Genomic DNA, 13,221 nt, shown 5'->3' with positions numbered 1-13,221 from the left:
TATATTATTATTTGTTTTTAAATACTTCAACCAAAGCTTCTTTGATTGATGCAATCGCTTTCGTTAAATCTTCTTTGGTATGCGCTGCGGAGATAAAACCAACTTCGTAACCAGAAGGGCCAAAATAGATTCCGCGGTTTAACAGTTCGCGATGCATGATTTTGTAATTTTCCATTGATGCGGGAATGATATCATCCGCTTTTTTGATTGCATCAAGTTCTGTGAAGGCAAACCAGAAAATAGATGAAATGCTGAAGATTTTCACTTCAAAATTATTCTCAGCGATGAAGTTGCGAATTTCTGTTACAAATGCATCAGTTTTTTCTTCTTGCTTTTCATAAAAACCAGGTTGAGCCAATTGCGTCAATGCAGCAATTCCAGCGGCCATGGCAATTGGATTTCCGGATAAAGTTCCGGCTTGATAAACGGCTCCGTCTGGAGAAATATTGGACATAATTTCATTTGAAGCCCCATAAGCTCCAACTGGCATGCCACCTCCGATAATCTTTCCGTAGGTGATGATGTCCGGCTGCACGTCGTAGTAGTTAGCAGCGCCTTCGAATCCTAAACGGAAGCCCGTAATGACTTCGTCAAAGATTAATAAGGTGCCATTTTCTTTCGTGATTTTTCTAAGAAACTGAATGTAAGATTTGTCTTGAAGCAGTAATCCATTGTTCGCTGGAACGCCTTCGATAATAACGGCTGCCACTTGTCCTTGGAAATCCTCGAAAGCTTTTGTCAATGCGGTTTCGTCGTCCAATGCGATTACGATTGTTTCATCAGCAAAAGCTTTTGGAACTCCGGCTGAAGAAGTCTCACCGAATGTAACCAAACCCGAACCCGCCTTCACCAATAAAGAGTCGGAATGTCCGTGATAGCATCCTTCAAACTTGATGATTTTGTCTCTTTTAGTAACGCCACGCGCCAAGCGAATTGCCGACATCACCGCTTCTGTTCCTGAACTAACAAAGCGTATTTTTTCAATAAAGCGATTGTTGGATAATATCAAATCCGCAAGTTTGTTTTCCAATTGCGTTGGCGCACCAAAACTCAAACCATTTGGCAATTGTTTGATAACTGCTTCACGGACTTGATCGTTGTTATGACCCAAAATCAGTGGTCCCCATGAACAGCAGAAATCGATAAATTCATTGCCATCGGCATCCCAAACATGTGCTTTGTCGCCACGCTCAATAAATAGGGGAGAACCATAGACAGACTTAAAAGCCCTTACCGGAGAATTGACTCCTCCCGGAAAATAGTTTTTTGCTTGTTCGAAAAGTTCAGTTGATTTTACTCTGGATATATCTTCAATTGGGTTGCTCATGTTTCAGTATTTAAAAGCACGAAGATATTTATTTATACTTATTCAACATTCATTGACAAGTAAAAATGTTGAATTTAACAATAAATGGCTCGATTTAACCGAGCCATTTATTCAAAAAATTACTTCAACCATCCTTTTTCCAAAACCTCTTTTGCATGGTAGGTCAAAATGGACGTTGCGCCAGCACGTTTGAAGCTCAGCAATGTTTCCATAATCGAGCGCTCTTCATTTAACCAGCCATTTTGACTAGCAGCTTTTAACATCGCATATTCACCGCTTACATTATATGCGGCAATCGGTAAATCAAAATTGTCACTCAATAATTTTATAATATCCAAATAAGGCAATCCCGGTTTGACCATTAAGAAATCAGCACCTTCGTCTGCATCCAATTGTGCTTCGATTAAAGCTTCTCTGGAATTCGCAGGATTCATTTGGTACGATTTTTTGTCGCCCATTTTTGGAGCGGAATTTAACGCATCTCGGAAAGGTCCATAAAAAGCAGAAGCGTATTTGGCAGTATAAGACATCAGCGAAACGTCTTTGAAACCATTCGCATCCAAAGCTTGGCGAATGTATCCAATACGTCCATCCATCATGTCAGAAGGAGCGATAATATCTGCGCCAGCCTCAGCATGTGCCAAAGCCATTTTACCTAAAACTTCTAAGGTTTCGTCATTTAAAATTTTTCCATCTTCGACGATTCCATCATGGCCATCACTGCTGTAAGGATCCATCGCTACATCAGTAACCACGCAAGCTTCAGGGAAGTTTTTCTTCACTTCTTCAATTGCACGTAAATAAAGATTTCCTTTTTTGTAGCTTACGGTAGCATGTTTGTCTTTCAATGACTCTTCAATGTTTGGGAAAAGGTCAAAAGAATTCAATCCCAAATTCATGCACGATTCAACTTCACGCAACAGATTATCTATAGAATATCTGAAAATCCCAGGCATAGAAGAAACCTCCGTCTTCAGATTATTTCCTTCGATTATAAATAATGGGAAAATTAAATTCGAAGCGAACAGGTGATTTTCTTGTACCATATCGCGAATAACCTGCGATTTTCTATTTCTTCTTGGACGGTGTAACATGTTTATTTTATTAGTTTTGACGCTAAGGCGTCAACATATTTTTTATTCTATTATAAGCTGAAAACAGCTTCGGCTAAACCAATTTCGTCTGGCGTATATGGTTTGGTATATTTCAATCCAAAATCCTCAATTGCCTTTCCTGTTGAATGTCCGATACAGATTATTTTTTGGTCGGGCTCGACAAGGTTTTCTTGAAAATAAGCCTCTACGTTGCTTGGGCTCGTGAAAATCAATACTTCAGCATTCGATTTGTCAACTTGCTCTTCTAATACGGTTTCATAAATCGGAATGTCAATCACGGTGGTGCTAGGCAATAAAGCATTTTGAATGGTTTGCAAAGAGCCTTTCGCACGCGGGATAAGTACCGTTTGTCCATCCACCAATTGCGCAAATTCTTTTGCGATATTGTCCGTATTGATTCCGAAACTATCGCCAGAAAAATCCGCTGTGCGGTTAAATGCGCGCAAAGCTTCTTCTGAACCACGGCCCAAAACGGCAATTTTTGTTTTCTTTAAAATCAAAGGCTCTAACTTGAAGAAATGCTCGATGGCATTTTTGCTGTTAAAGAAAATCCAATCCGCGCGCTTCAAAATAAATGAATCCAACTTGTTGATGACTGGATAAATCCTGATTAAAGAACGAGCTTCGATGGATATTGCATGCTTGCTTAATGCTTTTGATAAGTAGGAATTTTCATCTAAATCTCTAGTGATGAATACCGATGAAGGAAGTTTTCTGTCTTTGCTGAATTTTGAAAAAATCGTTTCTGCCATTCCTTCAGTTGTTTCTGAACGTAGATACACACGGTCCGGAAAGTCCTCGTTGTCTTCAGCAATCGATGTCCAGGATTCAAATCCAGTATCTGTTTTTCGGCAATAACAGCCGACTGGAGCATGGCATCCAGCATCAAAAAGATTCAAAACCTTGCGTTCAACAGCAATAGTTTTAGCGACTTCTACATCATTAATCTGTTGAAGAATGTCAAATAATTCTTGGTCTTTCTCTCGAATCTGCACAGCCAAAACACCTTGCGCCGGTGCAGGAATAATTTCTATGGGTGCAATTTCTTCGATATGAAATTCGGAAAGATCCATATTCAAACGAGCAATTCCGGCTTTTGCCAACACAATTGCATCGTAGTTTTCGTCTTGTAATTTTTTAACTCGGGTTTGCAAGTTTCCGCGTAAATCAGAAAACTCTAAATCTGGGCGCAAAGAGAGCAATTGTGCTTTTCTTCGGTTAGAAGAAGTTCCTATCGTTGCATTGTGCTTAATGGAGAATCGCTTTTTCAAATCCACACAATCTTTGTGAATGATCATCAATTCTGAAGGATCTTCCCTTTCAGAAACGCTCGCAATAATTAATCCTGGAGGGTTTGTAGTCGGTAAGTCTTTATGGGAATGCACAGCTAAATCAATGCCTCCACTTAGCAATTCTTCTTCTAATTCTTTAGTAAAAAAGCCTTTGCCTTCTAGCTTATCTAAACGAAGATGCTGAATAATGTCGCCTTGAGTTTTTATGATTTTTAAATTGGCCTGAATGCCAATTTCTGCTAATCGATCTTTAACGTAATTCGCTTGCCATAACGCCAATTGACTACCTCTCGTACCAATGATTAATGTTCTATTCACAATAATTTGTTTTACAGGAAAATATGGTCAAATTTAACCAAAAGGATTTTTATAAAAGCCATTTTCTGTCAGTTAATAGCTATTTTTTTAGAAAAAGGAAGATTAATTTTGTTCTGCTTCTGAACTTTTAACAAGAATTTCTTTGGCCATAACCATAGGAACTTTGATGTATTTCTTTTCCATATAGTTAATTACTTTTTCCAAAACCTCTCTTGCTTGAGGATCTAATTTATTCAAATCCTGAGCAAAAACTTCATTGCAAGCTGTAGAACGAATTTCTTTGATTTTCTCTGGAACATTGCGCATGGCAACTTCTACACGACGCTGTTTGATAATCGGTAAAAACTCTTTAATGTTCTCATTGATAATGCGTTCGGCATGAACTAATTCGTCGTAACGTTCTTGAATATTATGCTCCGCAATAGCTTGCAGACTGCTGACTTCGATGTAATGAATCGGATTTTTTGCAATTACGTCAGCATCAATATCGTTTGGAATAGCTAAATCAACGATTACTTTGCGGTCTGTCTCGCCGTTCAATAGCGAAGTGTATAATTCGTTATCGATGATAGCTTCTGGAGCTCCAGTACAGGTAATCATGACATCAAATCCTTTTTTGTAATTTTTCAATTCACTCAAAGGATAGACTTCTGCATTTAATTCTTCAACCAAAGCACTTGCATTTGCAACTGTTCTGTTGAAGATCACGAAGTTATTGTATTTGTGTTTCTTTAGATACTTTGCTAAATTTTGATTGGTTTCGCCAGAGCCAACGATCAGAATTCGTGGATTCTCCAATAACTTAACTTCTCTCAATTTGCGATAAGCCAAAGAAACAACTGAAATAGGATTTCTGGCAATGTTGGTGTAGGTGTAAACTTCTTTTGCTGTTTTGACCAATTGATCCATCATCAAACGAAGAAAATCTCCTGTAAAACCAGCTTCACGACAACGGTCGTAAGCTCTTCTTACTTGAGATAAAATTTCTTTTTCGCCAACTACCAAACTATCAAGCGAGCAAGACATTCTGAACAGATGCTGTAGCGCATCCATGCCTGAATATTTTGTAACCTGCCCTAAAAAACATTGCAAACGCTCCGCAGGAACACAGAAATTCATCTTGTGCATAAATTCGGCAACAAATTCATCGGTCAGCTCGTGCGCTCCGTAGAACACGAATTCTACTCGGTTACAAGTTCCAATGTAAAATATTTCCGGAATATCTAAACTGTTCTTAAGACTGATCAATCGGTAATCCAATTCTTCATTGCAGATTACTAGATTTCCTAGATCTTTCAGTTCAACATGTTTGTGCGTAAACGCTATTACTTTTAAATTCTTCAAAGCTTAAATTCCTAGCTCAATAATTTGTACTGCAAATGTAGAGTAAAGTCACAGCTATAATGTCAAAAATCTGTCAAACACATGAATTTAGAAAGATTATAAATAACGTTAAAATTATGTTAAATCATTGAAAACCAAATTTTTTAACTATAAGCTCTGGCTTTATTATGAGTTATTGCCTGATTTTCAATTATTTTTAGAATATCAAACTATAAAACTAATTTTACAGCAAATTAGATTGCTTTTCTATGTACATTTTATATAAGCCTTTGGCAATTATCGGAACTTCAATTGTTGCACTTTCGGCAGTTTTCTGTCCCTTTTTGCGAGTGCCTTTAATCGGAAATTGGAACCTTTACCAGACCGATATGCGTTTGTTTTTAATCACTTACGGCTTGTTGGGAATCTGCACCTTCTTGTTTTTTATACGCAAAATACAAGCGTTTAGGATCATGACTTTTGTGCTTGCTTTGTGGGCAATACTGGCAATGGTCGCTGTTTATTTTACGATTAATAATTATTTCGGATTCAAATTCATTGACGGAATCCTTTCCAAAACAATTCACTTTAAGTGGGGCTGGTTTGTGTTTTTTATCGGCATCATTACCTTGATGGTAAGCACAAAAAAGGTACAGCTTAAAGAGCCTGTTCAAGAAACAGATGGCATGCTAGCCTAAAATTTCAAGTTTTATTTGTTTGGACGATGCGAGATGAAATGGCTTTTCAGTTTATCTAAATTGATATTTTCTTCGATTTTATCCAATTCATATTGCCAGACTTTGTCCTCCAGCAATTCACTTTTCACTTTGTTTTGCATCAAATCCATTGGCTTGACCTTGATTTCTTTGGTAATCGCTGGTTGCAGGTTTTGGCTTTCATGGTGAAAACGCAATAGCTGAATTTGAAAAGTCGGCCATTTTCCAATTGCAGAAAAATTAGCAGAATACACTTGCAAGAAATCTTTTTGGCCTATGCGCTCCGCGCGAATGCCTGTCACTTTCGTTCCATGTAGCTCTCCAAAATTGAACAGCACATCAAACGAAGTTTCATTGATGATGTAAAACTTAGCCAATCCTTCATTCTGATCGCCACGGATAGCCAAATAAATGCCTTTCTCAACAAAAGGACCTGATTGAACCGGTTTGTCCGTCTCGAAATCATCGTCATCCCTTCGCATATTTCCATGTACCAGCGTAATCTTTGTTTTCAGAACTGGAATTTCAAATCCTGTTTCATCTGTTACGCCCACAATGTCGTTTTGCTGAATAGAGGTGATGTGACCCTCAATAGGCTCATCCACAAAACGAACTAAATCTCCAATTTTAAACATGATTAGATTTGATCTATAATTTTTAACAATCTATTTAAATCTTCTTCCGTATTGTACAGGTGAATGCCAATTCGTATTCCTGACCCCCGGGGGAAGCATCGGATTCCCGATTCGACTAATTTAGGATATAGATTTGGATTTAGCTGAATATTTACTAGAGAAGATTGTATTTTTCTCTTTTTTGCTATGGGCAATAGCAAGTCTCGCTTATTCAATTCGGAATAGGCAATTTCTGTTAAGCCCTGAATATGCTTCTGTATCAAATCTAAATTTGCTGTTTCCAGAAAATTTAAGGATTGCAACAAAGTTCCATGAGCGAGCGTATCGATATGGCCTGGTTCAAAATAAGTTTTCAAAATGCTTCTTCCTGCCCACATGGTCTCTTGAGGCAAACTCTTCTGTTGCGCTTCTTGATAAATCAATGCCCTCAATCGTTCGTTGAGCAACATAAATCCATTTCCGAATCCTGATAATAGCCACTTGTATCCGCTTGCGCCAATTCCATCAAAGCCAGCATGCTGAAAATCAAACTTTTCAGTGCCCAAAAATTGCGTAGCATCCCCGATAATTAATAATTTCGGGTATTTATGTTTCAATTCCTGAATAAAACTTAAATCAATTTTCACACCTGAGATGTATTGGACGATGCTCAAAAACAGAATCTGTTCGGTATTTGGCAGGATGCTTTTCTCAATATTTGCTTCAAGATTTTCATCCAATGCAACTGTTTTCGCAGAAAATCCTCTGCTGAAAACTGGATAGTTTACTGAAGGATAATCACCCTCGACAATAATCATTGGAATCGAGGAAGGAATTCCGCTTAACAATGTGTTGAAGCCAAACGAAAAATTGGGTACACAGAAAACACTATGGACGTCGGTGAAGAAAAATGAAGCGATCTTCGACCTGACTTGTTCAATAAAATCACCTTGCTGTTCTCGTAAAGGATCTTGTGGGTTAAAGAAATCCCTATCCCTTTGTTCGCGCCAAGCATAATTTGTTTTAGGCATCAGCCCGTTTCCAGGCGTGTTGAAATAAAGCAGGTCTTTAGGAATGTCGAAGTAGCTTTTGAAGTCCATAAGGGTGAATATTTTGTTTTTGTATCTGGCTTAAGTACGCATCGCGAGGAATCAGTGTCGCGCCTAAGCTTTCTAAATGATCATTGTGAACTTGACAATCAATTAATTCCAGCTCGAAGTTTGTAATAAGGTAAATTAAACCGGCTTTTGAAGCGTTAGAAACTGTCGAAAACATGCTTTCTCCAACAAAAATGCGGTCGACAAGGATGCCATAAAGACCACCGACTAACTTGTTTTCAGAGTCCCAAACTTCTACACTTTGGGCGTAGCCCAATGCGTGCAAGTTAATGTAGGCTTCCTGCATCTCATCCGTAATCCAAGTTCCATCTTGGTCTTTTCGAGTTGCGAGGGCGCATTCGCGAATGACTTCGCTAAAATTCTTATTGTAAGTAAATGAGAAGTGCTGTTGAGCAAATACCTTTTTCATGCTTTTGCTGATCTTTAAGTCCGCAGGGAATATCACACAGCGTGGATCAGGCGAAAACCATAAAATTGGGTCTCCGGGATTGTACCATGGGAATATACCATTCTGATAAGCCAACAGCAATCTTTCCGCTTGCAGGTCGCCACCCACAGCCAGTAAACCATCTTCATCCGCATGGTTTTGATTCGGGAAAACTAATTTTTGAGGGTCTAATAAAGATATCATGCCATCCAATCGCTCTGGCTAATCTTCCTGTCTAGGTTCTTTGCTTATTTCGTCAAACAACTTATCCATGTGCTCTACATATTCACTGGTATCATCCAAGAAGAATTCTAAGTGAGGGACAATGCGTGCTTGATTTTTGATTCGTGTGCCTAATTTATAGCGAATCTCAGAAGCTTTGGAACGGATAAGTCCCAAATCAGATTTTGATGTAGACGTATTCAAAAAGCTTAAATAGACGCGAGCAATCGCTAAATCTGGCGTGACACGTACGCGAGTCACGGTTATAAAAGCATTTGGTGCCCAACTACCGCCATCTCTCTGAAAAAGTTCTGCTAAATCTTGCTGGATTACTCCCGCAAACCGTTGTTGTCTCTTGCTTTCTGTTCCCATTTCTTATATCTTTTTAAACTACAAATCTTAAGCTTAACAAAGATAATAATAATCAAGAGAATCTTACGTTTAATAAGAAATGGATGGGACTAAAACAAAAAAAGACTTGTCGTGGGCATTGACAAGTCTTTGATCTAATATTAGTTTAAAACTGGATAGAATATATTTCTTTTAAAAGTTTTAAGACATTTTGGTCTATCATCATTTAGTTGTTTATTATTCGGTAATAAAAGCGTGAGTCAATACTCACTAATTTTTTTCTTTCATTTCCCCTTTACTTCAACAAACATAAGGGTTTAACTTAGACCTGCAAAATTTTTTTTACAAAAAAGTGAGTGCTTACTTATTTTTAGAGACGTTAATTTATGTTAAATAGCGTTAAAGGCGGTTTTTTGAAAAAATATAATTTTAAAAAATTAACAAAAATTTAAAATCAATTTTTGGTTTTCTTATAGATATGATTTAATGAGCGTTGTGATATCCAATGTCAAATGGTATTTTTGTGTTCTTAAATTTTTAGCATGAAAATTTGGCAAAAAAATATTGATGTAGATTCTTTTGTGGAATCATTTACCGTTGGCAATGATCGAGCGATGGATTTACAATTGGCTACTGCGGATGTTTTGGGCTCTTTAGCGCACACAAAAATGCTTAACAGCATTAACTTATTGAGCGATGAAGATTTGGCTTTAGTACAAAAAGAACTCAAAACCATTTATCAAGAAATTCAATCGGGAAATTTCACTATTGAAGATACGGTGGAAGATGTTCATTCGCAGATTGAAATGATGCTGACGCAACGCGTAGGCGAAGCAGGAAAGAAAATTCACTCAGGCCGTTCGCGCAATGATCAGGTTTTAGTGGACCTGAAGCTGTATTTCAGATTTGAAATCAAACAACTTGTTGATCAGGTCACAGCATTGTTCCAGCAATTGATTCGATTAAGCAATGAAAATAAAGACATACTGATTCCAGGATACACGCATTTGCAGATCGCAATGCCTTCATCTTTTGGATTGTGGTTTGCGGCTTATGCCGAAAGTTTAGTCGATGATTTGGAACTGCTGAAAGCAGCTTGGAACATCAGCAATAAAAATCCTTTAGGTTCGGCCGCGGGTTATGGTTCTTCATTTCCTTTAAACCGAAGAATGACAACCGACCTATTGGGTTTTCAGGATTTGAACTACAATGTGGTTTATGCACAAATGGGTAGGGGGAAGACGGAACGTGTATTGGCGCAAGCCATGAGTTCTGTCGCAGCGACGCTAGGCAAGTTTGCTATGGACGTTACCTTGTTTATCAATCAAAACTTTGGTTTTATCTCTTTTCCAGATCATTTAACGACTGGATCGAGCATTATGCCTCACAAAAAGAATCCAGATGTATTTGAGATTATGCGCGGACGATGCAATAAGATTCAGGCTTTGCCGAATGAAATTGCATTGATGACCACCAATCTGCCTTCCGGTTACCATCGTGAATTGCAATTGTTAAAGGAAAGTTTATTCCCTTCGTTCAAATCTTTGAACGATTGTTTGGAAATCTGCACCTTTATGCTTGACCATATTTCATTAAAAGATGCCATCTTGGAAGACCCAAAATATGATTATCTGTTTTCAGTCGAAGTTGTCAATAATGAAGTGCTAAGTGGTATTCCATTCCGCGATGCCTACAAAAACATTGGCGCAGCCATCGAATCAGGAACATTTAAGCCGAGCAAAACCGTAAATCATACCCACGAGGGAAGCATAGGCAACTTGCAAAACGATCAAATCGAACGTCAATTTAATGAAGTTGTTGCTGGTTTTAATTTTGAAAAAGTCGATCAGGCAATCGACGAATTAGTTCGATAAGTTATTTCTAAAAAAGAAAAAATCCCGGATCCAATTAAATGGATCCGGGATTTTTTTTGCTTTATCTTGCTACATTTCATTAATAAATTGTTGCCAAAATTTCTGCAAAACTTCTTTATCATTTGCTAGCAAAGCGGACAATGATTCCAGCCGTTTTGTTTTTCGGACTTTACCATTCTCCATGGCTTCTACTAAAATTTTGCCACTAGTCTCCATGTTGATTTTGATTCCAAAAAGCGGCTGCCCATTTTCATCGTATTCCATTTTGCTTAGAAAATCAGATGTAGGGAACGGAAACAATGTATTTTCAACAAGTTCTTCAAACTCACCGCTATCTTCTGATTGAAATATTTCAAGAAGAGATTGCAAAATTTCATTCATAGACTTATTTGTCGTCATCGGAAATTTTGTGAGAATGATTTCAAATGCTCTGTTTTCACTACTTACTTCGTAATTTTCTGGAAAATGATCTATCGAAAAAGTTTCTATTTTATTATTTTTTACATAGTAAAAGCTGATCGAGTTTGGACTACCGTCTTTCACTTCCGTCGGAAATTTTTGTGTTCTTAACAGTTCATCTCCTTCAAAAAGACTCCCCGTTATGTAGTCCTTTTCTTTGAAAATCTTTATTCTTAAGGGCGAGCTCATGTCTGAAATCTCAATTTCATCATTTACGATCTTCAGATTGATCCGGTTAAAGTAATGCATCGCGAAAATGTTGATTTCCGCTGCTGTGATGTTTTTGTTTTGATGAACCAGTTTGACCAAACCATTTTTCGTTTGTGGCAAAAATTCTGAACCATTTATGATTTTTCCATTTTCAATTTCTGATTTTTCGAAATAAGTGTAGTGCCTGTAATTTTCTAGTTGTTCTAGGATATCAAACGAATATTGGAATCGGAAAGTTCCTTTTTCGTAATAATCCACAAGGTATATGTCATCAATCAGGTTATGAAGGGTAAAATAACCATCGTAAGGTTCACCATTTTTGTAAGTTCCTAAATAACTTTCTTGCTCTTTTTCTGCAATCGTAAAGTTAAAATATTCAACGGAAGCGATTTGGTTATTTTCATATCGCTCGATCAATTTTGGTTCCGAATTATAGCTGTCAGTGAATACCGTCTTTTCGACTAATTCGCCATTGCGATATACCCATTTCTCTTCTTTGCTGATTTGCGTTCCATCCATTATTTTTCCATCCTTATAGCGGCTTTCAAAAACTAATTTACCATCAGTATAATAGTTGTAATATCCATCTAATACGCCATTCTTCATTTCAAATTCTTCTTTGACTTCATCGTCAAAGAAATTAGCGAATACTTTTTGAACGCCCTCTTGTTTCCCGTTTGTATAGTGATGCAATTGATATGTTTCAGCGCCATCGATAATAAAATAGCCATCGAAAGGTAAATCGTCTTTATAGTATCCCTCGTAAAGCGTAATCGTGTTTGTTTCGCGATCTTTTACTGTTATTTTTCCTTCTTTTTTACCGTTTTTAAACGTGTAGAACAATTGATTATATCCGATAACTGTAGTGAATTCTCCATCGTAGGGCATTCCTTCTCGATACAATTGAGTGCTTTGCGTTCTATCAGCTAAATTGTAATTGATGACTTCAGCTAATTCTCCATCTTGGTATTTTTGTTCGGATAGGATTTCACCCTTTTCCGAATAGAGTGTGCGTTTTTCGTATTCATTTTGCGACCGCATTTCTTTCATCTCTTGAACGGAAATTGCGACTTGGTTATTGGTGTAATAGTCAATATCAACATATTTCTTAGCAATGCCATCATCTTCAAACGTCACCGAACTAATCAGTTTCCCATTTTCGTCCCAATGTTTTTTTGAAACAATTTTACCATTTGAATAGTCTGTGTTTTCAAATTTGGATTCAGCTGCTTTTTGACCGTTTTTCCAATAGGTAACTTCTAAATAAGAAGTTTTTGGTGATTCGTCTTCTAGCGTTACTTCTGCTGTTGCTACGGGTCCTTCGTAAGTAATTACCGAAGGTTCCGTCATTTCTTCAAATCGATCATAATAGGATTCAGGTTTTGGTGGATTAAATGTTCCTGAAAAAGTGTTGGCATCGATTATTTCTCCCGAAAACAATTCCTTTCCTTTCAGAAAAATGCTAATCTTCGATTTTTTGCCATTTTCGTCGTAGCTGATTTTTTTCCAAACGCTTCCATCCTGATTGTAATAGCTAAGCTCCTTTATTGAGCTTTCATTGTAATATTGTCTTGAATTGCTATCAAATCCATTTTCTTCATAATAATACACATCGCCTACAAAGTGATCTTCTTTGCTGTCCTTGATATAAGCTTGAAATTGGAGATTCCCATTTTTGTAATAATCTTTTAGCAATTCCAATTCTCCGACTTTTGCCAAAGGCATCGGCCTATAAAAAGAATGGTTGGCTTTTGAAGTTTCATTCCAATCCTGGTCGAAGTATATGGTGTCCTGTGCCTTCGCAATGGACGACATAGAAAGTGCAATTAGCATCATATAAAGATGGCTCCTCATA

Annotated in this window: 11 protein-coding genes; 2 read left to right on the top strand and 9 right to left on the bottom strand. The window is 37.4% G+C overall.

Annotation, left to right across the window (positions count from 1 at the left end; translation table 11 throughout):
* Positions 1-7: 7 nt before the first annotated feature.
* The 4 genes from hemL to hemA all read right to left on the bottom strand — a co-directional run bounded on the left by hemL (position 8) and on the right by hemA (position 5,396).
* Entirely contained in the window at positions 8-1,327 is a 1,320-nt protein-coding gene (hemL, locus tag C4F49_RS08475) for a glutamate-1-semialdehyde 2,1-aminomutase (RefSeq protein ID WP_196935437.1), read from the bottom strand.
* A 119-nt stretch (positions 1,328-1,446) separates the two neighbouring features.
* A complete protein-coding gene (gene hemB, locus C4F49_RS08470) occupies positions 1,447-2,421 on the bottom strand; it encodes a porphobilinogen synthase (protein ID WP_196935436.1) in 975 nt (324 codons plus the stop codon).
* Positions 2,422-2,471: 50 nt separating this feature from the next.
* Positions 2,472-4,052 (bottom strand): hydroxymethylbilane synthase, encoded by a 1,581-nt coding sequence (hemC, locus tag C4F49_RS08465; RefSeq protein WP_196935435.1) that lies wholly within the window; start codon positions 4,050-4,052, stop codon positions 2,472-2,474.
* A 102-nt stretch (positions 4,053-4,154) separates the two neighbouring features.
* Positions 4,155-5,396 (bottom strand): glutamyl-tRNA reductase, encoded by a 1,242-nt coding sequence (hemA, locus tag C4F49_RS08460; RefSeq protein ID WP_196935434.1) that lies wholly within the window; start codon positions 5,394-5,396, stop codon positions 4,155-4,157.
* Between the two features lie 248 nt (positions 5,397-5,644).
* On the opposite strand from hemA, the gene C4F49_RS08455 reads away from it, so the two are divergent.
* A complete protein-coding gene (locus C4F49_RS08455) occupies positions 5,645-6,073 on the top strand; it encodes a hypothetical protein (RefSeq protein ID WP_196935433.1) in 429 nt (142 codons plus the stop codon).
* A gap of 11 nt (positions 6,074-6,084) precedes the next feature.
* Here C4F49_RS08455 and C4F49_RS08450 read toward each other — a convergent pair whose 3' ends face one another.
* From C4F49_RS08450 to C4F49_RS08435, 4 genes are read right to left on the bottom strand one after another with little or no spacing between them, the layout of a single operon-like run.
* Complete coding sequence (locus C4F49_RS08450; protein ID WP_231388246.1) at positions 6,085-6,726, bottom strand: hypothetical protein; 642 nt, start codon at positions 6,724-6,726, stop codon at positions 6,085-6,087.
* A gap of 2 nt (positions 6,727-6,728) precedes the next feature.
* Positions 6,729-7,805 (bottom strand): aminotransferase class V-fold PLP-dependent enzyme, encoded by a 1,077-nt coding sequence (locus tag C4F49_RS08445; RefSeq protein WP_196935432.1) that lies wholly within the window; start codon positions 7,803-7,805, stop codon positions 6,729-6,731.
* Entirely contained in the window at positions 7,774-8,454 is a 681-nt protein-coding gene (aat, locus tag C4F49_RS08440; RefSeq protein ID WP_196935431.1) for a leucyl/phenylalanyl-tRNA--protein transferase, read from the bottom strand. Before aat ends, C4F49_RS08445 begins: the two co-directional genes overlap by 32 nt.
* 18 nt (positions 8,455-8,472) lie before the next feature.
* Positions 8,473-8,844: a ribosome-binding factor A gene (locus C4F49_RS08435; RefSeq protein WP_196935430.1), complete on the bottom strand. Its 372-nt coding sequence runs from the start codon at positions 8,842-8,844 to the stop codon at positions 8,473-8,475.
* A gap of 521 nt (positions 8,845-9,365) precedes the next feature.
* On the opposite strand from C4F49_RS08435, the gene argH reads away from it, so the two are divergent.
* Entirely contained in the window at positions 9,366-10,697 is a 1,332-nt protein-coding gene (gene argH, locus C4F49_RS08430) for an argininosuccinate lyase (protein WP_196935429.1), read from the top strand.
* Positions 10,698-10,766: 69 nt separating this feature from the next.
* Here the strand turns inward: argH and C4F49_RS08425 are convergent, their stop codons facing one another.
* The gene (locus tag C4F49_RS08425; RefSeq protein WP_196935428.1) at positions 10,767-13,220 is read right to left on the bottom strand and encodes a hypothetical protein; all 2,454 of its coding nucleotides are present in this window, start codon (positions 13,218-13,220) and stop codon (positions 10,767-10,769) included.
* Position 13,221: the final 1 nt, after the last annotated feature.

It is taken from the genome of Sphingobacterium hungaricum, assembly GCF_015210005.1.
Lineage (GTDB): Bacteria > Bacteroidota > Bacteroidia > Sphingobacteriales > Sphingobacteriaceae > Sphingobacterium > Sphingobacterium hungaricum.
The sequence above is the reverse complement of the archived record's forward strand: the minus strand, read 5'-3'. Positions and strand labels throughout refer to the sequence as shown.

What these genes read in the sequence shown, in the direction of transcription:
- hemL (WP_196935437.1), bottom strand. Translation starts at nt 1,327, where the DNA reads ATGAGCAACCCAATTGAAGATATATCCAGAGTAAAATCAACTGAACTT.
- hemB (WP_196935436.1), bottom strand. Translation starts at nt 2,421, where the DNA reads ATGTTACACCGTCCAAGAAGAAATAGAAAATCGCAGGTTATTCGCGAT.
- C4F49_RS08455 (WP_196935433.1), top strand. Translation starts at nt 5,645, where the DNA reads ATGTACATTTTATATAAGCCTTTGGCAATTATCGGAACTTCAATTGTT.
- C4F49_RS08450 (WP_231388246.1), bottom strand. Translation starts at nt 6,726, where the DNA reads ATGTTTAAAATTGGAGATTTAGTTCGTTTTGTGGATGAGCCTATTGAG.
- C4F49_RS08445 (WP_196935432.1), bottom strand. Translation starts at nt 7,805, where the DNA reads ATGGACTTCAAAAGCTACTTCGACATTCCTAAAGACCTGCTTTATTTC.
- aat (WP_196935431.1), bottom strand. Translation starts at nt 8,454, where the DNA reads ATGATATCTTTATTAGACCCTCAAAAATTAGTTTTCCCGAATCAAAAC.
- C4F49_RS08435 (WP_196935430.1), bottom strand. Translation starts at nt 8,844, where the DNA reads ATGGGAACAGAAAGCAAGAGACAACAACGGTTTGCGGGAGTAATCCAG.
- argH (WP_196935429.1), top strand. Translation starts at nt 9,366, where the DNA reads ATGAAAATTTGGCAAAAAAATATTGATGTAGATTCTTTTGTGGAATCA.
- C4F49_RS08425 (WP_196935428.1), bottom strand. Translation starts at nt 13,220, where the DNA reads ATGAGGAGCCATCTTTATATGATGCTAATTGCACTTTCTATGTCGTCC.